Annotated in this window: 19 protein-coding genes and 1 pseudogene; 17 read left to right on the top strand and 3 right to left on the bottom strand. The window is 45.4% G+C overall.

The features are described from left to right. Positions 1–75: 75 nt before the first annotated feature. Positions 76–232, top strand: a pseudogene (locus AB1K91_RS10120) (SDR family oxidoreductase); the annotation flags it as partial. A gap of 47 nt (positions 233–279) precedes the next feature. Here the strand turns inward: AB1K91_RS10120 and rpsD are convergent. Beyond that, positions 280–882, bottom strand: a complete 603-nt coding sequence (gene rpsD / locus AB1K91_RS10115; protein WP_413089711.1) for a 30S ribosomal protein S4 — start codon at positions 880–882, stop codon at positions 280–282. 389 nt (positions 883–1,271) lie between these two features. On the opposite strand from rpsD, the gene AB1K91_RS10110 reads away from it, so the two are divergent. Next, positions 1,272–3,098, top strand: coding sequence for a sensor domain-containing diguanylate cyclase (locus AB1K91_RS10110; protein WP_413089709.1), 1,827 nt, complete (start codon positions 1,272–1,274; stop codon positions 3,096–3,098). A gap of 36 nt (positions 3,099–3,134) precedes the next feature. Here AB1K91_RS10110 and AB1K91_RS10105 read toward each other — a convergent pair whose 3' ends face one another. Beyond that, positions 3,135–3,620 carry a GAF domain-containing protein gene (locus AB1K91_RS10105; protein WP_413089707.1) on the bottom strand — a complete coding sequence of 162 codons (486 nt, stop codon included), beginning with the start codon at positions 3,618–3,620 and terminating at the stop codon, positions 3,135–3,137. A 120-nt stretch (positions 3,621–3,740) separates the two neighbouring features. Here AB1K91_RS10105 and refZ point away from each other — a divergent pair, with 120 nt between their 5' ends. The 13 genes from refZ to ald all read left to right on the top strand — a co-directional run bounded on the left by refZ (position 3,741) and on the right by ald (position 17,762). Next, complete coding sequence (gene refZ, locus AB1K91_RS10100) at positions 3,741–4,379, top strand: forespore capture DNA-binding protein RefZ (RefSeq protein ID WP_413089706.1); 639 nt, start codon at positions 3,741–3,743, stop codon at positions 4,377–4,379. A 155-nt stretch (positions 4,380–4,534) separates the two neighbouring features. Then, a complete protein-coding gene (ezrA, locus tag AB1K91_RS10095) occupies positions 4,535–6,226 on the top strand; it encodes a septation ring formation regulator EzrA (RefSeq protein ID WP_413089704.1) in 1,692 nt (563 codons plus the stop codon). Positions 6,227–6,306: 80 nt separating this feature from the next. Further along, entirely contained in the window at positions 6,307–7,446 is a 1,140-nt protein-coding gene (locus AB1K91_RS10090) for a cysteine desulfurase family protein (RefSeq protein WP_413089702.1), read from the top strand. 4 nt (positions 7,447–7,450) lie between these two features. Continuing rightward, positions 7,451–8,653 carry a tRNA uracil 4-sulfurtransferase ThiI gene (thiI, locus tag AB1K91_RS10085; RefSeq protein WP_413089700.1) on the top strand — a complete coding sequence of 401 codons (1,203 nt, stop codon included), beginning with the start codon at positions 7,451–7,453 and terminating at the stop codon, positions 8,651–8,653. Between the two features lie 75 nt (positions 8,654–8,728). Further along, the gene (locus AB1K91_RS10080; RefSeq protein WP_095217236.1) at positions 8,729–8,923 is read left to right on the top strand and encodes an alpha/beta-type small acid-soluble spore protein; all 195 of its coding nucleotides are present in this window, start codon (positions 8,729–8,731) and stop codon (positions 8,921–8,923) included. Between the two features lie 100 nt (positions 8,924–9,023). Then, the gene (locus tag AB1K91_RS10075) at positions 9,024–9,560 is read left to right on the top strand and encodes a DUF2953 domain-containing protein (RefSeq protein WP_413089699.1); all 537 of its coding nucleotides are present in this window, start codon (positions 9,024–9,026) and stop codon (positions 9,558–9,560) included. Between the two features lie 10 nt (positions 9,561–9,570). After that, positions 9,571–10,008: a GerW family sporulation protein gene (ytfJ, locus tag AB1K91_RS10070; protein ID WP_413089698.1), complete on the top strand. Its 438-nt coding sequence runs from the start codon at positions 9,571–9,573 to the stop codon at positions 10,006–10,008. Between the two features lie 111 nt (positions 10,009–10,119). Then, a complete protein-coding gene (dcuS, locus tag AB1K91_RS10065) occupies positions 10,120–11,718 on the top strand; it encodes a DcuS/MalK family sensor histidine kinase (RefSeq protein ID WP_413089696.1) in 1,599 nt (532 codons plus the stop codon). Continuing rightward, a complete protein-coding gene (locus tag AB1K91_RS10060; protein ID WP_413089694.1) occupies positions 11,711–12,418 on the top strand; it encodes a response regulator in 708 nt (235 codons plus the stop codon). The genes dcuS and AB1K91_RS10060 overlap by 8 nt, the downstream gene beginning before the upstream one ends. Before the next feature lie 318 nt (positions 12,419–12,736). After that, complete coding sequence (locus AB1K91_RS10055) at positions 12,737–14,101, top strand: 2-hydroxycarboxylate transporter family protein (protein WP_413089693.1); 1,365 nt, start codon at positions 12,737–12,739, stop codon at positions 14,099–14,101. A 115-nt stretch (positions 14,102–14,216) separates the two neighbouring features. Beyond that, positions 14,217–15,215, top strand: a complete 999-nt coding sequence (locus tag AB1K91_RS10050; RefSeq protein ID WP_413089691.1) for a class I SAM-dependent methyltransferase — start codon at positions 14,217–14,219, stop codon at positions 15,213–15,215. Between the two features lie 105 nt (positions 15,216–15,320). Continuing rightward, positions 15,321–16,520, top strand: coding sequence for an acetate kinase (locus AB1K91_RS10045; protein ID WP_413089753.1), 1,200 nt, complete (start codon positions 15,321–15,323; stop codon positions 16,518–16,520). A gap of 123 nt (positions 16,521–16,643) precedes the next feature. Beyond that, positions 16,644–17,762: an alanine dehydrogenase gene (gene ald / locus AB1K91_RS10040; protein WP_413089689.1), complete on the top strand. Its 1,119-nt coding sequence runs from the start codon at positions 16,644–16,646 to the stop codon at positions 17,760–17,762. A 40-nt stretch (positions 17,763–17,802) separates the two neighbouring features. Here ald and AB1K91_RS10035 read toward each other — a convergent pair whose 3' ends face one another. Then, entirely contained in the window at positions 17,803–18,900 is a 1,098-nt protein-coding gene (locus AB1K91_RS10035) for a M24 family metallopeptidase (RefSeq protein WP_413089687.1), read from the bottom strand. Between the two features lie 103 nt (positions 18,901–19,003). On the opposite strand from AB1K91_RS10035, the gene AB1K91_RS10030 reads away from it, so the two are divergent. Continuing rightward, a complete protein-coding gene (locus tag AB1K91_RS10030; protein WP_413089686.1) occupies positions 19,004–19,684 on the top strand; it encodes a metal-dependent hydrolase in 681 nt (226 codons plus the stop codon). Between the two features lie 184 nt (positions 19,685–19,868). Beyond that, positions 19,869–21,185, top strand: a complete 1,317-nt coding sequence (locus AB1K91_RS10025; RefSeq protein WP_413089685.1) for a DRTGG domain-containing protein — start codon at positions 19,869–19,871, stop codon at positions 21,183–21,185. Positions 21,186–21,201: the final 16 nt, after the last annotated feature.

Raw genomic sequence — 21,201 nt, 5'->3', positions numbered from 1 at the left:
GCAATCATCGCGGAGGGCAGGCAGCGGATTTGGACAAGCGACAGTCATCCGATTTGCTGAAGAGGTGATAGCTGAGCCAATCCAAAAATGAAAAAATGCAACCGGGTGGTATTCCGCAGAAACGTCTTGGAACGCCGGAAGAAATAGCGGAGCTTGTTACATTTTTGCTCATTTCCAAAGCACAATTTTCAATGGGGAAGTAGTTCGCATCGATAGCGGCTTCTTTGCATAAAAAAAACTCCGGATATGCCTTGCGGCAATCCGGAGTTTTTCAAGCAATTAACGGGAGTAGAACTCGACGATAAGTGCTTCGTTGATTTCAGCTGGAAGCTCAGAACGCTCTGGGTAACGAGAGTAAGTTCCTTGCAAGCTGTTTGCATCGAAAGTCATGTAATCTGGAACGAAGTTATTCGCTTCAACAGATGTAGTGATGATGTCAAGTTTAAGGGATTTCTCACGAACACCGATAACTTGACCAGGTTTTACGCGGTAAGATGGGATATCTACGCGTTTACCGTCTACAGTGATGTGGCCGTGGCCAACGATCTGACGAGCTTGTCTGCGAGTGCGAGCCAAGCCTAGACGGAATACAAGGTTATCAAGACGAGATTCAAGAAGGATCATGAAGTTCTCACCATGAATACCTTTCATTTTACCAGCTTCCTCGAATGCACGACGGAATTGGCGTTCGTTCATGTTGTACATGTAACGAAGTTTTTGTTTCTCAGCTTGTTGCAAACCGTATTCGGATTGCTTTCTGCGTTGGTTTGGACCGTGTTGTCCTGGTGGGTAAGGGCGTTTGTCAAGCTCTTTACCTGTTCCGCTTAGGGAGATACCAAGACGACGGGATTTTTTCCATAATGGACCTGTATAACGTGCCATGGATAAATTCCACCTTTATTATTTTATTTGCATAAAATAAAAACAGAGTGCTCTCGAGTCACTTGCCGATTATGTTTTCATGTACCATCGCTCCGACAGCAGAGAGTTACACGATACACCTTCTGAAACAAGGAGAAACGAGTATGCGTTTCTTTATATCGCCTTGCCAAGAAAGGAACAAAATCAGACAAATGGGAGTTCACATAGGCCGCCATTTATTTTACACAAAGAGTATTATAAGCTTTTTGATTGCTGGAAGTCAAGTTAAATCGGCAAAGGATACCATGAGTAACTGGATGTAAGTAAATAGGACTAGGATAAACATTGAGAATTGAGTCTATTATCTTATATAATAGAATAAAAATACCAAAATGTAAGGTGAGATGCATATGGAGCGGCTAATTGACAGCAATCTTGAACAAGCAAAGCTATATTTCTACCAGCTCCTTGTATCGGGAGAAAATTATAGTTACAAGGAGATACTTGCACTTATGACGGATAAGATGAAGAATCTCCTGAAGGCAGACAGTGTAGCGCTGTTCATCTATGATGAGTGGCAACAGCGTTTGGAGCGCATAAGCTATGCCGGTCCCAGGCAAAGTGGTTTCTATTTGTCTGTCAGCTATGATCCCAAGCATATTTGTAAGCCTGGCTTGTTAAGGGATGTTCCGCGGACACTGGACAGCATACTGCCATTGCAAAAGTCGGATGAGCATGTCATCGGGTTCCTTTATATCGGTGGCGGCGGGGGAATGATCCCTGATTGCAGAGAGCTGGCATTGGAAATCGGTAATTTGGTCACTCACCTTATTCGATTGCAGCAGACGAAAGAAAACGAGCAGCATGCCATCCAATTATATGAAGCAACAACGAATCTGCATGCTTCGATCGATATGCATGATGTACTGACTGTTCTGATCAAAACACTGCAGCAAACTTATCCTCAATTCACGTATGCACTTTTGCTCGCCCAAGATTACCATGGAGACACGGATTTACCTATCAAGAATCTCGTATATGATTACTCTGTCCATGAGGCCAGCACGAAAGCTTATATGACAGGAGAAGTGCAAGTGGAAGTTGGCGCAGAGGGGAAAGTAATCAATCGTTATGTACCGCTGAATGGTAAACAGGGAATCTATGGTGTATTGCATGTATCGCTTCCTTTTGGGTTGCAATATACAAAAGCAGATCAAAGCTTCATCACGAAGCTGGCTGATTCAGCGGGTAATGCACTTGAAAATGCACGGCTGTATCAGCATTCCAAGAAGCTGATCAGTGATCTGCAGCTGATTAATGAAACATCAAAGAAAATGAATGCCAACTTGCGTCTATCGGATACCATCACGTTGATGCATCAGCAGATACGGGATACTTTTGGCGGGGAAGAAATAGGTTTCATCTTATATAAAGGGAATCAAGATGTCGGTACCACTCTGGAAGGCAGCACGGATTTCTTTTTTGATGAAGAATCCAAGCCTTTCCTGGAATTCGTCGGGCGTCACCATCGGGATAAATACGGGGAAGCGATGTTTATCAGCAATTTTCAGGAACGATATCCGGAGATAAGGTTGTCTTATCGGTCCTTGCTGGTATTTCCTATGGTCAGGTCGGAGCAGCTGCGCGGTGTCGTGATTGTCCTGCACCGGAATCCCAGCTTCTTCACCTTCGAATCTTTCCGGCTTATCGAATCGCTTGTGCAGCACTCGTCCTTATCGATTGTCAATTCCATGCTGCAAGAGAGGCTGGAAAAATTGGTGATAACGGATTATCTGACCAATCTTTATTCCAGAAGTTATTTGGATGAACGGATGCGTGAACATATCCTGGGAGATACCAAAGGAGGCTTCATCCTGATCGATATCGATGATTTCAAAAAAGTGAATGATACATATGGCCACAATACTGGTGATTATCTTCTGATCCAAGTGTCCAATCTTGTCAAGGATATGATCGGCCCCGCTGATATTGCAGCAAGATGGGGCGGGGAAGAACTGGCAATTTATTTGCCTCATGCTTCTTTTGAGCAAACCATCAAAAAGGCAGAACAAATCGTAAAAAGCATCGCCGGAACGACACGTCCTGCAGTGACAGTTTCTTGCGGGGTATCCACATGGACAGAAGCGGATCGCCCATCCGTCCATAATCTGTTCTCCAGGGCGGACCGCAAGTTGTACGATGCCAAACGGCTCGGAAAAAATAGATATTGTATATAGAAAAGAAAAGACAGCTTCCGATCGGAAGCTGTCTTCTTATTTAGTCAAATGTTTGACGAGAATCCCGACGAATTGTTCCAGATATTTCTGATCAGTTTCGTCGAATCGATTTTTGGAAGGGCTGTCGATATCAAGCACTCCGTAGGATTTGCCATTCACGACGATAGGAACAACGATCTCGGATTGACTTGCTGCGTCACATGCAATGTGACCAGGGAACTGGTGGACATCAGGTACAAGCTGCGTCTTATTTTCCGAAACAGCTGTCCCGCATACGCCTTTTCCGATTTTGATGCGCACGCAGGCAGGAAGGCCTTGGAATGGTCCGAGAATCAGTTCCTCACCTTTATGAAGATAAAAACCAACCCAGTTCACATCATCCAGGAATTGGTTCAAAAGAGCGGAAGCATTAGCCAAATGAGCGATTTCATCATCTTCTCCTGTAAGCAATGCATCAAGCTGTTTCACGAGCAATTCATAATCTTTTTCACGGGAACCGCTATAAATCGTTGTTTCGAACATTTTCATTTCCCCCATATATTGATTTTCTGTAATTCGACAGAAGGCGCGATATTTGGCGAGCGAAAGATGCAGGATAGCAGCAGCCGCCGTCGTATACAACAAGTAAAGGAGCTGAGAAGATTGAAAAAAAATGACACGAAACAGAAAGTGATGGACGCCGCTTGTCAATTGTTCTACACAAAAGGCTACCATGGGACATCCGTCCGCGATATTGCGGGAAAAGCTTCGGTCAATGTCTCCTTGATCAACTATTATTACAAAAGCAAGCAAGGACTTCTGGAAGCATCCGTCGTGCTGTATTACGAAGAATATCTTGCTGTACTGGAAAAAACGGCCCAAAATCGCGGTCGGGAATCTTCCGGTATCTATCTGAAGCAATTAATTGAAGCAATTATACATTATAAACTCTCGCGGAATCAATTCACGGCTTTCATACAAAGGGAGCTTATGCTCGATTCCGTATTCGTCAGGGAAATGGCGGTGACGTATTTGGCTAAAGAGAGCCATACACTGAAGCAGGCCTTCAGGGATTACTTGGATACAATCGGGATACGGGAACGCGAAGGAGTCTATCTATATATGCAATTGTCAGGCATGCTGTCTGCCCCATTCACGATGAGCAAGGAAATGAAAGGAATGATGCTGACAGAAGAGTCGCGGCACTATTTCTGCAGTATGTATACTTCAAGCATCCACCATTGGATCGATACGCTTGCTACAGTTTCCCCCGCCTCATTAAGGGCGGTATCAGCCAATTGACACATAACAGAGGGAAAAACATGGAAAATACCTGAGAAATTTGAAAAAATTTAGCCATATTTGCGGTTTACATGGTATCATATTAGTATTAAAAATAGATAACGATTATTAGGGTATTACTCCTTTTTCCCGAGTATTGGTTAGGAGGCTGGACATTGCTGTACATCGTCGGAGGAATTATTCTAATCATCGCCTTGATCACCTTGGGCCTGATTATGAGAAAGCGAGTTTATGATGAAGTGGACCGGCTTGAAAGCTGGAAAATGGATATAGCGAACCGCAATGTATCGGAAGAATTAGCGAAAGTGAAAGCGTTGAACCTGTCTGGAGAAACACAGGAAAAATTCGAATCATGGAAGGAACGCTGGGATCATATCGTGACGAAAGAGCTTCCGGATACAGAAGAGGCTCTTTTTGATGCGGAGGAGGGAGCCGACCGCTATCGTTTCAAGAAAGCGAAGCAGCATCTGCAGCAAGTGGAAGTCACGCTCTCCCGGATAGAGGATAAGATTGAAGGCATGTTTCGCGAACTGGACGAACTGCTTGCTTCCGAAGAAGAAGCCCGCGAACAAGCTGAAGCTTTACAGCCTGCTTTACAGGCACTCAAGCGCACAATATCACAGCATCGCCATCAATACGGAAAAGCAGATGTCCGCTTTGAAACGGCAATCGCCGAGCAGAGCACACAGCTTGCTGCCTATCATTCACTCATTGAATCCGGCAACTATTTCGAAGCTAACCAACTCATCACGGATGTGAAGGCGAAGACGGAATCGCTGGAAGCAGAGATTGAGGCTTTCCCTAAAACATATAAGCAAGTTAAGCAGGATCTGCCAGCGCAGGTGACGGATTTATTGGGTGGCATCCGTGAGATGAAGCAGGACGGCTACCGTATCCATCATCTTGGATTCGAGGATGAGCTGAAAGCGGAGAAGGAAAGATTAAATCAGCTTATCAGACAGCTGGAAGCTGGGGATGCAGAAGAGATAACATTATACATTCCTACTTTGGAGAACCGTATTAAGGAAATGTATCAGTTGCTCGAAAATGAAGCGATGGCCAAGAATTATGTCGATTCCAAATTTGAGCAATACGTCCAAGCTGTTGAAAAGAAGACAGAGGCATATATCAAGACAAAAGAAGAGATCGATTTGCTTCGGGAATCATATTTCTTTACGGATAACGATGTCGAATTCCATTTGAAGCTTGAGTCGAAGATTTCCAGGCTTGTCAAACAGCTCGAAGCGCTGCAGCAGGAGGTCGATGATGACCGTGTATCCCATGCAAAACTCAAGGAGGAACTTGAAGCTGGATTCCGTGAATTGAGCGCCATTGAGGAAGAGCATGAAGCAATCCGCGAAAAGATCAAGACATTACGAAAAGACGAACTGGAAGCGAAAGAGAAAATTGCTGATATGCGGCAGAAGCTATACGATGTAAATCGAAAGCTGCAAAAGAGCAATATTCCAGGTGTACCGCAGGAACTGTGGAAGATGGTGGAAGATAGCCAGGAGAAAACTTCCCTTACAATGGAGGTGCTCGAAGCACATCCGCTCGATATGGCTGAGGTTCGGACACATCTGCAGCAGGCAGAGGAAATCAGCAATGGCGCTATTGAGCAAATCGAACATTTGCTCGAGCAGGCTTATCTGGCAGAAGTGGTGATTCAGTATTCCAATCGGTATCGCCGTCAATATCCGATACTTGCAGCGGAAATGGCAGAAGCGGAAAAGTTATTCCGTGAATATCAATATGAACAAGCTTTGGAGCGGGCCGCTCGCGCTTTGCAGGATATAGAGCCAAAGGCGCTGGAACGCTTGGAAAAACATATTAAGATTCCCAGCTGATACATAAAGCAATCCCTTGCCACTTGCGAGGGATTGTTTTATTTTAGTAAAAGACAGTTCGAACAGAGGGAGACGGATAAATGATTTATTTTGACAATAGCGCAACAACTAGACCGCACCCTGATGTACTTGCCAGTTACACAGAAGCAGCACAAACGTATTTCGCCAACCCTTCTTCCCTGCATCGCTTGGGGGGCAGTGCCGAACAGCTGCTCACAGCATGCCGTAAACAGGCTGCCCAGCTGCTTCGTGTTGGGGAGGATGAGATTTTCTTCACATCCGGGGGCACGGAAGGGAATAACCTTGCAATCAAAGGAACGGCCTATCGGAAAAAGCGATTAGGGAATCATATCATCACGACAGCCGTAGAGCATCCTTCTGTCCTGGAAACATGTGCGGAATTGGAAAGTCAAGGGTTTAAGGTGACATATGTGGATGTGGATACGTACGGCTATGTGACACCTGAAAAAATAAAGGCAGCCATAACAGATGAAACTATCCTTGTCAGTGTGATGCATGTAAATAATGAGCTTGGTACCATCCAGCCGATCAAGACAATCGGTCAGATGCTGACAGCATTTCCTAAAATCACATATCACGTAGATGGTGTCCAAGGAGCTGGAAAAGTGACACTCGATATCAAGGAGAGTCATATTCACCTTTATACGCTATCGGCTCATAAATTCCATGGAGTGAAAGGGAGCGGCATCCTGTATAAGGATGGGAATACACATATAGCAGCCCAGTTATCTGGAGGAGGCCAGGAACAGGCACTGCGTTCCGGAACCGAAAATGTACCCGGTATTACAGCTATGGTAAAAGCCTTGCGACTGGCAATGGAAGAATTGCAAAATCATCCTGCCAAGCTTTTTGAACTAAAGGAAAAGCTTTTGAGCGGATTGGAGAAAATGCAAGGCGTCATTGTGCATTCCCCGCCTGCAGGAGCTCCGCATATCGTGAATTTCTCGGTTCCGGGCCTAAAACCTGAAGTGCTGGTCCATGCGCTTGGCGAAAAAGATATCTACGTATCGACCAAATCCGCTTGTTCTTCAAAGAATAGTGATGCAAGCGCCGTCCTGCTTGCTTGCGGAGTGCCGGATGCTCAAGCAGAATCTGCTATCCGGGTGAGCTTTTCTTACGATAACACACAGGAAGAAGTGGCCTATTTCCTGCAGGTTCTAAAAGAAACATTAACCCATTTAAAGAAAGTGATGAGATAAACTTATGCAGTATGATCATATATTGATTCGTTATGGAGAAATGGCGCTTAAGGGCAAGAATCGAAAGCATTTCACCAAACAGCTTGAATTTAATGTCAAGGATCAAATCAAACCTTACCGAAAAGCCAAAGTTGAACGTACGCGCGACCGGATGTACATCCATCTTCATGGGGAAGATCATGAACCAATCGTGGAAGCATGCCGTCATATATTCGGCATTCACAGCTTCAGCCTCGCAATCCGGACAGAAAATGAGGAGCTGGCAATCAAACAAGCAGCTTTGCAGCTATTGCTCGATAATCCGGGAGGCACCAGTTTTAAAATATCTTGCCGCCGGACAAATAAACAATTTCCTATCGACTCGCAGGAGATGAATCAGCGTATCGGTGCGTATGTACTGCAAAACAGTGAAGGTTACCCTGTCGATGTCCGGAATCCGGGTGTCGACATCATGGTGGAAATCAGAGAACGTGCAACATATGTGACCGGCCAGAAAATAAAGGGTCCGGGCGGCTTGCCGGCGGGCAGCTCAGGAAAAACACTTTTGATGCTTTCCGGCGGGATTGACAGCCCTGTCGCAGGCTACTTGGCAATGAAGCGCGGGGTGGAGATAGAAGCTATCCATTTCCATTCCCCGCCTTACACAAATGAGCGTGCGAAACAGAAAGTGATTGATTTGGCACAAACTTTGTCCAAGTTCGGTGCCAAGGTGAAGATCCATGTGGTGCCATTCACGGAACTGCAAGTGAAGGTGCATCAGGAAATTCCTTTCGGCTACAGCATGACAGTCATGCGCCGGATGATGATGCGGATAAGTGAAAGAATTGCCCAAAGACAAGGCATCTTGTCGTTGACCACAGGTGAAAGTCTTGGTCAGGTGGCAAGTCAAACAATGGAAAGCATGCACACAATCAATGAAGTGACAAACTTTCCGGTTCTGCGTCCGCTGATCACAATGGACAAGTCGGATATCATCGATATTTCAAAACAGATCGATACGTATGATATTTCGACTCGTCCATACGATGACTGCTGTACGGTATTCGTACCGGAAGCACCTAAAACAAGGCCGCGGCGTGAAAAAGTCCATTTGTATGAAGGGACAATCGATTTCTCTGCCGAGTTCGAACGGGCAATCGAAGGAACAGAGATCATCACGGCATCTCCCGCTGCTGAAAACTCGGCTCCATTCGCTGATTTATTGTAAGAACTTCCCATAAAAATTTTTCGTATGTTAACCTCCTTGTCGGCACATGCTACATGTACAAGGAGGTGACATACAATGGCTAACAACAACTCAAGCAACCAGCTAGTTGTACCTCAAGCGCAACAAGCTCTAGATCAAATGAAATACGAAATCGCACAAGAATTCGGTGTACAGCTTGGCGGAAACGAAACTTCTCGTGCCAACGGTTCTGTTGGAGGAGAAATCACAAAACGTCTTGTCCGTACAGCACAAGAGCAATTAAGCAGATAATTTCATAAGTATGGCATGAAGGGGCAGCAATACGCTGCTCCTTTTCTGTGTAAAAACAAAAGAAAAAGCTTATCCTATCGTAGAAGGAGGCGAAGAAGATATGTGGATAGCCATTAGTATTGCAACAGTTGTACTACTATTATTTTTAGTGGCAATTACTGCTAAAGTGACGTTTCAAATTCATTATGCTACTCCTGAATGGAACATCCAAATTCGGGTTTTCGGCATCCGTATACATAAATGGCAAATGAAGCAGAATTCTTCCATAGAGCCTTCATCTTTCAAGGATTTGAAGCAGCAGCTTGTCGATTTATTTGCTGATTTACAAAAAATCAGTCATTCCTTTCCGTATCTGCTTATAATCACCAAAAATGCAGAGCTTCAGCAATTACGCTGGCATACAATGATCGGCTTGTCTGATGCAGCTTCTGCCGGCACGCTTGTCGGTTTTGTATGGGCAATCAAGGGGATTGCCAATCAGGTCATCCGATCGAATTTCCGGACAGCAGAGCCTTTTGATATCCAAGTACAGCCAATATTCAATACTTCCATTTTCAATACCAGCTTTCAGTGCATAGTGTCCATTCGTACCGGGAAAGCTATGCAGGCTATTATATCCAATGCCAGAGGAAGATAGGAGGAGCATTATGGCAGATCATCCGATTCAAGGTTTGATGAAGACTGCAATGGAAAATCTTAAAGAAATGATTGATGTCAATACGATAGTCGGTGACCCAGTCGAAACACCGGATGGGAGTATCATTTTGACTGTGTCCCGCGTCGGATTTGGTTTTGCTGCTGGAGGGAGCGAGTTTGATACGGCTGCTCAAGGTAAAGGTGAACAGACAGAGCTGCCTTTTGGAGGGGGAAGCGGAGGTGGTGTGTCCATCACCCCGATCGCCTTTCTCATTGTCGGTCATAAAGGCGTTAAGATGATCCATCTGGATGAACAAACCCATCTGTTTGAAAAGCTGATTGAAGCAGCGCCGACAGCAGTGGAAAAAATTCAAGAAATGCTCAAACAGAATCCGAAACAGAAAAAGCAGCAAAAATCGCAGCGATTCGATGATGAAACGATCTATTGACTAAAAGGCCGCCTACTGGTGGTTTTTTTAGTTTATAATCGGACTTTATTCCGCTATAATTTAGAGATAATGAGCTTGAAACGTCGAAAGCGAAAAGAGAGAAGGTTATATTTGAAACAGAAAATAAAGCTGCGGACGCAGATGACAGCATTGGTATTCATTGTCGTTATTCTGGCGGTGACGACGACATTCGTCATGATCGGAATCGAGACGAGTAATAATATCAAATCCCAAGAACGGGATAGAGTGCTGCAAACTGCCAAGCTGATAGCAGTCGATCCGGTCGTTGTCGAGGCAACAGACGAGCAGGATTCCGACACACTACAGCGATTTACCACACAGGCCATGGGCATTACGGATGCAGACTTTGTCGTGGTTATGAATATGGATAGCATCCGATTGAGCCATCCCGATCCGAATGAAATCGGAAAAGAATTTGCTGGAGGAGATGAAACTCCGGCGATACAAGGAAAAGAATTCGTATCGAAGGCGAAAGGGACGCTGGGATTAAGTTTGCGAGCATTTGCTCCTGTATATAATGCTCAAGGAGAGCAAGTTGGGGTGGTTGCTGTCGGCATCACGATGAATGAGCTGAATGAGATCATTCGCAGCAACCGCGTTCCTTTATATTTAGCCACTGTACTTAGTTTGCTTATTGGTTTGATCGGAGCAGTCCTGCTTGCAAGGAAGATCAAACAAATCATGCATGGGATGGAACCAGATGAAATTGCTGCGTTATTGAGTGAGCGGATCGCTATGCTTGAATCAATCAAAGATGGGATGCTGGCTGTTGATACCAAAGGAAAGATCCAGATGGTCAACAAAGAAGGCAAGAGACTGCTGGAAGAGATGGGGATCAAAGGCGAGCTGAAGAACCGCCATGTGGATGATGTGCTCCCTGTTACCAAGCTTCATCAAGTGATTGCTTGGAATAAACCGCTGATTGGCCGTCAAGTGGAGCATAATGGGCTGACACTGGTCATGAATGAAATTCCAATTCAAATCAAAGGAAAGACAGAAGGCGCAATTGCTACATTCCTTGACCGGACGGAATACAATCATCTCAACGAGAAGCTTACCGATACGATGTTGTATGCCGATGCTCTCCGGGCGCAGACACATGATTTCATGAACAAACTGCATGTAATCCTAGGTTTGCTGGAATTGGAGGATTATGATCAGTTGGAGCGCTATGTGAAAAACGTGGCAGGTAAGGAAAGATCAGCGACACTTGCTATGATCCATCAGCTGAAAAATCCTATCCTTGCTGGATTCCTGCTTGGTAAGAAGAGCTATATGGCTGAAAACGGTGTCCAGCTTGAAGTAAGCTGCCGGGAAACAATACCGAATACATCGGAAAAAACAAATCAAATGCTGATTACCATACTCGGCAATCTTATGAACAATGCTGTGGATGCTGTCGATCAGCAGCCTGAAAAGCGTGTCCAGCTTTCCATGAAGTACACAGATGGGCTGCTCTACTTGGAGCTGACTGATACAGGAAAAGGAATCAGCGAAGAACAACAAGAGAAAATTTTCAAGCAAGGCTATTCCACAAAAGGAAATGACCGTGGATTCGGCCTGTACCAAGTGGAGGATTATGTGAAGAAGCTGGGGGGCTTTCTCGTCTTGACAAGTGAGCCTGATGAGGGAACTACCTTCAGCGTCCAGTTGCCGTATGATACACAGGAGGATGTAATAAATGATTAAAGTACTGATCGTGGAAGACGATCCGATGGTTAGCGAATTAAACAAACGCTATGTCAAACAAATGAGTGGTTTCACTGCAGTCGGTGCGGCCCAGAATTATAAAGAAGCTCTTGAATTCATGCAGCAGAATGAAGTGGACCTTCTTCTTTTGGATGTATATATGAAAGGTAAAAATGGAATCGAATTGCTGAAGGAGATTCGGAAACGTGATCAACAAGTGGACGCAATCATCATTTCCGCTGCAAGCGAAAAACCGATGATCCGTGAAGCGCTGCAATACGGTGCGGTCGATTATTTGATCAAGCCGTTCGAATTCGATCGATTCCAGCACGCTTTAAGCGGTTATCGGAAGCGACAGCTCATTTTCAGCAACAAGGAAGAGATGACCCAGCAGGAATTGGACAGCCAGCTGCTCCAGCTGCCGGAACAGGAACAGATGGTACAGCTCCCGAAAGGTCTTACAAGAAGCACCTTGAAAGTTGTATGGAACAGCATCCTTACCTTCCGTTATAATTTCTTCACAACAGAGGATATAGCGAAGGAAACAGAAATGTCGCAAGTATCCGTCCGGAAATATCTGAAGTTCCTGGAAGATGTGCAGCTTCTCGAAGTGGAGATGCATTATGGCAGTATCGGGCGTCCGGTTTTCAAATACCGTGTCAATGCCAATACTTCCCACCACATCAGCCAATACATTTAAAAAGAAGCCAATTAGGCTTCTTTTTTTTGTTGAGGAGAAATAGCGCTTGTTCTAAAAAATATAATACTTTTTAAATGATAGACATATGATGAATGAAAATGACGATAGATAAAAATTCTTATTTCCAACTGTCGACGAAAGGCTTTAAAAGAGCGTAATCTGGCATGTTGAATTGCTCTGGAGCTAATGATATTAACATAAAGTCACCGTCATTTTTTTAATTACAAAAGTTACAATTCATTTAGTTTAGTTAAAAAATAACACAGTTAAATTAGGTTAATTTAGAATAGTCGTATCTACTTAGGGGGTGCATTATTCATGGAAATGAAATCGCATACAAGCGAAAATCTATCCAATAATCAAAAGCCAAAAGGCTTTAACAAAATCATGGAATGGAAAGTTGGTGTCATGCCGCTTCCGGTGTATATCGTATTAGCAATCATTGTTCTTATTGCTGCATATACCAACCAACTTCCTACCGATATGATCGGCGGCTTTGCTGTCATCATGATCCTGGGTGTGCTGCTAGGGGACATCGGTCAGCGCATTCCTTATTTCAACAGCATCGGGGGACCGGCAATCCTGTCATTATTCGTCCCATCCATGCTAGTGTTCTTTGACACTTTAAGTACTTCAGCATTCGATGCTGTCGATCAGCTGATGACTTCCGATCATTCAAACTTTCTTTACTTCTACATCGCGTGTCTGGTTGTAGGTAGTATTCTTGGTATGAACCGGACAGTCCTTATCCAAGGTTTCATCCGTATGTTCATTCCTTTGGTTACTGGTACGATTGCGGCAGTTACTGTCGGTACTTTAGTCGGTATGCTATTCGGCTACAGTGCTCATCACGCTTTCTTTTATATTGTTGTCCCAATCATTGCAGGTGGTATTGGTGAAGGTATCCTTCCATTATCTGCTGGTTACGCAGGTGTCCTGGGCGGAGGAGCCGGAGAGTTTGTTTCCCAGCTTGTACCAGCTGCCATCATCGGTAACGTATGTGCCATCATCATCGCAGGTTTGATGAAGAAACTAGGCGAAAAACGTCCGGAACTTGCTGGTCATGACAAATTGGTACGCTCCAGCAAAGGCGATAAAGTATTGGAAGCAGCAAAAGAAAACACAAATAAAGCAATTGATTTCAGCTTGATGGGAGCAGGACTCCTTGTTGCAATGAGCTTGTTTGTTCTGGGACGGGTTGTTGAGCATTGGATTCAAGTCTTCGCTGGCTTCACTCTGTCTGGTGCCATCATCATGATCATTGCTGCAACAATTATCAAATCCGGTAATTTGCTGCCTGAAAAGCTTCAAACTGGTGCGCAGCAGCTGTACAAATTCGTTTCCACTGCGTTCACTTGGCCTTTGATGGTCGGCCTTGGTGTCGTATTCATCCCGCTTGAAGATGTTGCGAGCGTCTTCACGATCGGCTTTGCCGTTACATGTATGTCTGTCGTAATTGCGATGGCGGCTACTGGTTACTTTGTAGGTAAATTAATGAAAATGTATCCTGTTGAAGCGTGTATCGTTACAGCATGTCACAGCGGACTTGGCGGAACTGGTGACGTTGCGATCCTATCTGCATCCGGCCGTATGGCGTTGATGCCTTTCGCGCAGATTTCCACTCGTCTTGGCGGTGCTGCCACTGTAATCGGTGCTACAGCATTGATGCACTTCTTCGCTTAATCTGGAAAGCTCAGCCTTGGCTGGGCTTTTTGCTTGCTGCAATGCCTGTTCTCGCTTCTGTCCGCTGCTTTTGATACAATAAGGCAGATGTGAGAGAAATGGGAGGAAAAGATACGTGGAACAAAAGAATGTCGAAAAGGTGTACCAAGCCCTTGACCAAATGGCCGAGGCATTGGAAACACGTGAAAACGTACCATATCTTGATGCACTAGGTGCAGCAATGGAATATATATTGGATCGTGACATTGACGTCATCACGGAACAGCCATTATTGAAGCAGCAGCTGGAGAAACATGCGGCTGTATTTGATAAGCAGGCATATAAAAAAGAAGAGATACGCAAAGGGATCCAGCTTGCCATCCTGAAAGGCATGAAAGGAGCAACGCAGCAGCAGCATATGCTGACACCGGATACTGTTGCCATGCTCATCGGTTATTTGACGAACAAGTTAGCCGGAAACAATGAAAAATTCCGCCTGTTCGATCCGGCGGTGGGAACAGGAAACTTGCTGACAGCGGTCCTGAACCAAGTGGAGCGGGAAGTCGAGGCTTATGGAAGTGATGTTGATCCGACTTTGATCCAGCTTGCTGTCATGAATGCCAATATGCAGGAAAGACAAATAGAGTTCTTCCATCAAGACAGCCTCCGCCCTTTCCTTTTGGAACCGGTCGATCTTGTCGTTAGTGACCTTCCGGTTGGTTATTATCCGGATGATATCCAAGCTGCGCAATTCGAATTGAAGGCTGATGAGGGACATTCCTATTCCCACCATTTGTTCATTGAACAAAGCCTGCATTATACGAAGGAAGGCGGTTATCTTTTATTCGTCGTGCCGAACTTCTTGTTTGAAAGCGATCAAGCCCGTTTGTTGCACACATTCCTGCAGGAGCATGCCCATATCGTCGGGATGCTGCAGCTTCCTGAGAGTATGTTCAAGAACGAATCACAAGCGAAAAGTGTTTTGATACTGCAGAAAAAGGGGACGCTAACCACAGCACCGAAACAGGCATTATTGGTGCAGCTGCCTTCATTCAAAAATCCAAATGCGATGGCAAATGTCCTGAAGCAAATCAATGATTGGTTCGACAACGAGTTGCCCGATTTAAAAAACTAAAAAAATTAATGAAATCCAGAACAAGTCCTCGACATATCTTGCAATGAGCTTGTCGACACAGGTAAAATAGGGAAGTACGTAAAAGTTTACAAGGGGCTGAACATGTTGAGTAATATTTTAGCAATCAATGCTGGTAGTTCTTCACTGAAATTCCAGCTAATCCGCATGCCTGAAGAAGAAGTAAAGGCAGTGGGTCTCGTAGAACGCATCGGACTGAAGGATTCCATCTTCACTATCAAATACAATGGTGAAAAAGATGAAACAACTAAAGATATTGAAAATCATGAAGAAGCAGTAAAAATGTTGCTTGAGAAGCTGACTTCCACAGGTGTCATTTCTTCTTTGGAAGAAATCGATGGAGTGGGTCACCGTGTCGTACACGGCGGTGAAAAATTCAGTGATTCCGTTCTTATCACAGACCAAGTGATGGAAGAAATCGCGGAAGTATCCGAGCTTGCACCATTACACAACCCGGCAAACTTGACAGGAATTCGCGCATTCAAAGAAATTCTTCCTAATATTCCGTCTGTTGCGGTTTTCGATACAGCTTTCCATCAAACGATGCCTCCGGAATCATATCTATACAGCTTGCCATATGAGTATTATGAAAAGTATGGCATCCGTAAATACGGTTTCCATGGCACAAGCCATAAATACGTATCCCAGCGTGCTGCGGAATTGCTTGATCGTCCAATCGAGCAGCTGCGCCTGATCTCCTGCCACCTTGGTAACGGAGCCAGCATCGCTGCAATCGAAGGCGGGAAATCCGTCGATACATCCATGGGCTTCACACCGCTTGCTGGTGTGACGATGGGTACGCGTTCCGGTAATATCGACCCTGCACTTATTCCATTCATCATGCGTAAAACGGGCAAGACTGCTGATGAAGTATTGCATGTCTTGAACAAAGAAAGCGGAATGCTTGCGTTGTCTGGTTTCTCCAGTGACTTGCGTGATATTCAGGACAAAGCGGATGCGGGCGATGATCGTGCAGAACTTGCTCTAGATGTATTCGCTGAGCGTATTCACAAATATCTTGGTTCTTATGCAGCGCGCATGAGCGGTGTAGATGCAATCATCTTCACAGCAGGTGTCGGTGAGAACAGCATCGCCGTACGTGAGCGAGTGCTTAAAGGTTTGGAATTCATGGGTGTATATTATGATCCATCCTTGAACAACGTACGTGGTAAAGAACAATTCTTGACTTATCCTCATTCTCCAGTGAAGGTAATTGTTATCCCGACAAATGAAGAAGTCATGATTGCAAGAGACACTGTTCGTCTATCTGAAGCAGTAACGAAATAATTTAGCAAAAAAGCCGGTTCCGAGTTCGATGGGACTGGCTTTTTTTGCATTTTTCAAAGCTCGATCAATGGTATACTGAGGACGAAAGCTAGTCCTGTTATTTATGAAATGGAGGAAAGCAGAATGAAGATTGGTGTACCGAAGGAAATCAAGAATAATGAAAACCGTGTTGCCATGGCACCGTCTGGCGTGACGCTCTTACATGAAGCGGGTCATGATGTATTCATCGAAACCGGGGCGGGTCTTGGTTCCGGATTTACGGATGAACAGTATGAACAAGCTGGTGCAATTATTGTACCGACTGCTGCAGATGCATGGAACAAAGAGATGGTCATGAAAGTGAAGGAGCCGCTGCCGGAGGAATATGATTATTTCTATGAAGGTCTCATTCTTTTCACATATCTGCACCTCGCGGCGGAGGGTTCCTTGACAAATGCATTGATTGAGAAGAAAGTCGTGGGAATCGCTTATGAAACCGTACAGCTTGAAGATCGATCCCTACCGCTTCTTACGCCGATGAGTGAGGTTGCCGGCCGCATGGCTTCACAGATCGGTGCCCAATTCCTGGAGAAGCCGTATGGTGGAAGCGGAATCCTGATATCCGGCATACCGGGAGTTAAACGGGGAAAGGTCACGATCATTGGCGGCGGAGTGGTAGGAACGAATGCAGCAAAAATAGCGGTCGGTCTCGGCGCGGATGTCACGATAGTCGACTTGAGCCCGCAGCGTCTGCGTGAGCTCGATGATTTATTCGGCAGCTCGATCAATACGGTTGTCTCCAATCCGCTGAATATAGCCGAAGCGGTCAAAGAATCGGACCTTGTCATCGGGGCTGTCCTCATACCGGGCGCCAAAGCGCCGAAGCTCGTTACCGAAGAAATGATTGCCAGTATGAAGCCGGGTTCTGTCGTTGTGGACGTCGCGATTGATCAGGGTGGTATTTTTGCAACTACCGATAAAATCACGACCCATGATAACCCGACCTATACAAAGCATGAAGTGCTGCATTACGCTGTCGCCAACATGCCAGGTGCTGTTCCGCGCACCTCCACAATCGGTCTGACAAATGTGACGGTGCCTTACGCATTGCAGCTTGCGAATAAGGGATACAAGGCAGCTTGTCTGGAAAATCCGTCACTTTCAAAAGGGATAAATACTTTAGATGGTTTTGTGACTTATGAAGCTGTAGCTGAAGCGCATAATCTGGCATATAAAGGAGCTGAAGAGTTACTTCGAGGATGAAAAAAAGAGCATCTGCAAAAAGCAGATGCTCGCTTCTGTATTACTCGATAATTTGCAATTCACGCGGATAAGCCGTTAGCACATCCGGGCCATTTTTCGTTAGGAAGATATCATCCTCGATTCGCACCCCGCCGACACCAGGTAAATAAATGCCGGGTTCAATGGTATAGCACATACCTTCTTGCAACGGTTGTGTATTGTTGCTGGATAGGGAAGGGAATTCATGTACACCGATTCCCAAGCCGTGTCCGACACGATGTGTGAAATATTCTCCGTAGCCCGCTTGTTCAATGTGACCGCGGGCAGCTTTGTCGATCTCGGCGATGGCTGTTCCGACTCGTGATGCGGCTGTAGCTTTTTCCAAGGCAATGCGTACCGTATCGTGGATATGCTGCTGATCGGCAGTTGCATGCTTATAAGCGACAGTCCGGGTGATATCGGAGCAGTAGCCTTCGAATACTACTCCCAAATCGAATAAGACAAGGTCTCCGGGAGCAATCTGTTTGCTGTCTGGAGTTCCGTGCGGGGAAGCTGTTTTTGCGCCGGAAAGGACGGTGGTCGCAAATGACATGCTCGTCACACCTTCTTGCTTCAATGCATATTCCAGCTCGGCCACGATCTGCAGTTCGCTTTTTCCGGCTGCGATCGCCTCAATTCCTGTCTTCACACCAAAGTCTGCCAGGACAGCTGCTTGTTTCAGCAGATTATATTCCTTTTTGTCTTTGATGTTCCGCAAGTTCTGCAAAAGTTCCGTTCCATTCGGAAACGTCGTATCGGGCAGTATCTGCTGCAGCATTTCCAATCGGATCACCGACATATGATCCTTTTCGATTCCCATGGATGCAGGTGTTCTGCCTCGTTCTTTCAGATAATCCTTAAATAGCTGCCAGACATCCTCATGATCGTGGTATGTAAGCATTTCTTCTTTCCAGCCTGCTTGAATGGCATCTTCTTTCTCCATGGCCGGCAGGATGAGCAGCGGTGCATCCTTTTGATCTGCAAAGACGGCTACAAGTCGCTCATGCGGGTCGGTATAATAGTTGCTCACATAATACACGTTTTCCATGGAGGTGATGAACACGCTGTCTGTTTGGTTGCCCTTTAACTGTTGTAATAATGTATCGATTCTGTGTTGCATGAAAAAAACCTCCTTTCCTCCAGTATAGCAAAAAACGTATTACGTTTCTTCCGAATGCAACTGTGGTACACTAAATGCGAAAAAACGAAAAGGGGCTGGAGACTTGAAAATCTCATTCCACGGACAGGCTGTCGTACAGATTGTCACCGAAAAGCATACAATATTGATCGATCCATTCATTACCGGAAATGGTACATGTGATTTGAATGCAGATGAAGTTAATCCAGACGTCATTCTCCTGACGCATGGTCATAACGATCATGTTGGAGATACCGTTTCGATTGCAAAACGGACTGGTGCACTGGTTGTGGCGCCGAACGAATTGGCAGTTTATCTGGGGAACCAGGGATTGAAAACCCACCCGATGGGAATCGGCGGGGCACATGATTTCGAATTCGGGCGTGTGAAACTGACACAGGCATTCCATAGCAGTGCTATAACGGACGAAAACGGCAATACACACTATATGGGGATGCCGACGGGAATCTTGTTTACTGCGGAAGGCAAAACGATCTACCATGCTGGTGACACAGGCTTATTCTCTGATATGAAACTAATCGGGGATATGGACACTATCGATGTGGCATTGCTCCCGATAGGGGATAATTTCACAATGGGGCCAGAAGATGCGCTGATTGCCGCTGAGTGGGTCAAGGCAAAGAAAGTCATTCCGATCCATTACAATACGTTCCCGCTGATTGAGCAGGATGGTGCGGCATTTGCCGAAAACGTAAAACCCGGTCAGGGTATTCATTTGGAACCTGGCCAATCGATTACAATCTAAAGAAAACAGCACCCAATGGAAAGGGTGCTGTTTTCTTATCTGTTATAGTAAGTGAATAGAAACTTTTGCTCCATATTTGCTAGACGAGCAGCTATTTTTCGTCTGAAATTGAAACCTTCACTTAAAAACTGTACAATAACAATAGAAAAATAAAGACTAGTACAGATGAGAGCATGGTGAAGGAATGTCGACAAAACATGACCAGATAATTAAATATATTGAGAACCTTCCTGTTGGCGGTAAGATATCCGTAAGAGCAATCGCCAAGGAATTGAATGTTAGTGAAGGGACGGCATACCGCGCCATCAAGGAAGCGGAGAATAAAGGACTTGTCAGCACGATTGAACGCGTCGGGACAGTAAGGATCGAGACTAAGATCAAAGATAATTTTGATCGCCTTTCTTTTGCTGAAATCATCGGTATCGTGGACGGGCAAGTGCTTGGAGGCAGGGACGGCCTGCATAAGACACTGAATAAATTCGTCATCGGTGCGATGGAGCTTGACGCCATGATGCGCTATACCCAAAAAGATGCTTTGCTGATCGTGGGAAACCGGATTGAAGCGCATGAACTGGCCATCAAAGAAGGAGCGGCTGTACTCATTACCGGAGGATTTGACACAGATGACCGGATCAAGCGGCTGGCAGATGAAAAGGAATTGCCTGTCATATCGACGAGTTATGATACATTTACGGTAGCGGAACTGATCAACCGGGCGATTTACGATCAGATGATCAAGAAAGAGATCATCGTTGTGGAAGATATATATACGCCATTGCAGCATACATATTATTTGCAGGAAACCGATACGCTTGAAAAATGGTATCAATTCAATGAAGAAACGACACATACTCGCTACCCAGTGACCAATAGCATGGATAAAGTGACGGGAATGGTCACATCGAAGGATATCATCAATAAGGACAGACAGCTTTCGGTCGTGAAAGCAATGACCAAGAATCCGCTCACGGTCCAAAAACATACTACACTTGCCTATGCTGCCCACATGATGGTTTGGGAAGGCATCGAGATCATTCCGGTTGTGGATCAGCAGCATAAACTGCATGGCTTGATTTCGAGACAGGATGTCCTAAAAGCACTTCAGCAAATCCAGCTTCAGCCGCAAATAGGCGAAACAATCGAGGATTTGGTGACTAGGGAAATAGATCTGCTGGATGATGAGGCGTCGGATGTCATGTTCCAAGGAAAAGTGACACCACAGATGACGAATCAGCTGGGCAGTCTATCCACCGGGGTACTGACAACGTTCGTCACCGAAGCGAGCCGGCGTTTTGTCCGGAAAATGAAGAAGGGGGATATGGTAGTGGATAACATATCCGTCTATTTTCTGCGACCTATTCAACTGGATAGTACAATCTTGATCAAACCTCGCATTCTGGAGGTTGGGCGGAAGCTGGCAAAAATGGATGTGGAAGTGTATAGTAACAAGAAAACACTAGTTGCAAAGGCGTTGCTCATGGCACAGCTATTGGATCGCTGAGCATGTATGGAGGGGA

Source organism: Terribacillus jepli (assembly GCF_047228925.1).
In the GTDB taxonomy this organism is placed as follows: domain Bacteria; phylum Bacillota; class Bacilli; order Bacillales; family Amphibacillaceae; genus Terribacillus.
The sequence above is the reverse complement of the archived record's forward strand: the minus strand, read 5'-3'. Positions and strand labels throughout refer to the sequence as shown.

Excerpts from the sequence above, each read along its gene's own strand:
- rpsD (WP_413089711.1), bottom strand. The coding sequence starts at position 882 with ATGGCACGTTATACAGGTCCATTATGGAAAAAATCCCGTCGTCTTGGT.
- AB1K91_RS10110 (WP_413089709.1), top strand. The coding sequence starts at position 1,272 with ATGGAGCGGCTAATTGACAGCAATCTTGAACAAGCAAAGCTATATTTC.
- AB1K91_RS10105 (WP_413089707.1), bottom strand. The coding sequence starts at position 3,620 with ATGTTCGAAACAACGATTTATAGCGGTTCCCGTGAAAAAGATTATGAA.
- AB1K91_RS10090 (WP_413089702.1), top strand. The coding sequence starts at position 6,307 with ATGATTTATTTTGACAATAGCGCAACAACTAGACCGCACCCTGATGTA.
- thiI (WP_413089700.1), top strand. The coding sequence starts at position 7,451 with ATGCAGTATGATCATATATTGATTCGTTATGGAGAAATGGCGCTTAAG.
- AB1K91_RS10080 (WP_095217236.1), top strand. The coding sequence starts at position 8,729 with ATGGCTAACAACAACTCAAGCAACCAGCTAGTTGTACCTCAAGCGCAA.
- AB1K91_RS10075 (WP_413089699.1), top strand. The coding sequence starts at position 9,024 with ATGTGGATAGCCATTAGTATTGCAACAGTTGTACTACTATTATTTTTA.
- ytfJ (WP_413089698.1), top strand. The coding sequence starts at position 9,571 with ATGGCAGATCATCCGATTCAAGGTTTGATGAAGACTGCAATGGAAAAT.
- AB1K91_RS10060 (WP_413089694.1), top strand. The coding sequence starts at position 11,711 with ATGATTAAAGTACTGATCGTGGAAGACGATCCGATGGTTAGCGAATTA.
- AB1K91_RS10055 (WP_413089693.1), top strand. The coding sequence starts at position 12,737 with ATGGAAATGAAATCGCATACAAGCGAAAATCTATCCAATAATCAAAAG.
- ald (WP_413089689.1), top strand. The coding sequence starts at position 16,644 with ATGAAGATTGGTGTACCGAAGGAAATCAAGAATAATGAAAACCGTGTT.
- AB1K91_RS10035 (WP_413089687.1), bottom strand. The coding sequence starts at position 18,900 with ATGCAACACAGAATCGATACATTATTACAACAGTTAAAGGGCAACCAA.
- AB1K91_RS10025 (WP_413089685.1), top strand. The coding sequence starts at position 19,869 with ATGTCGACAAAACATGACCAGATAATTAAATATATTGAGAACCTTCCT.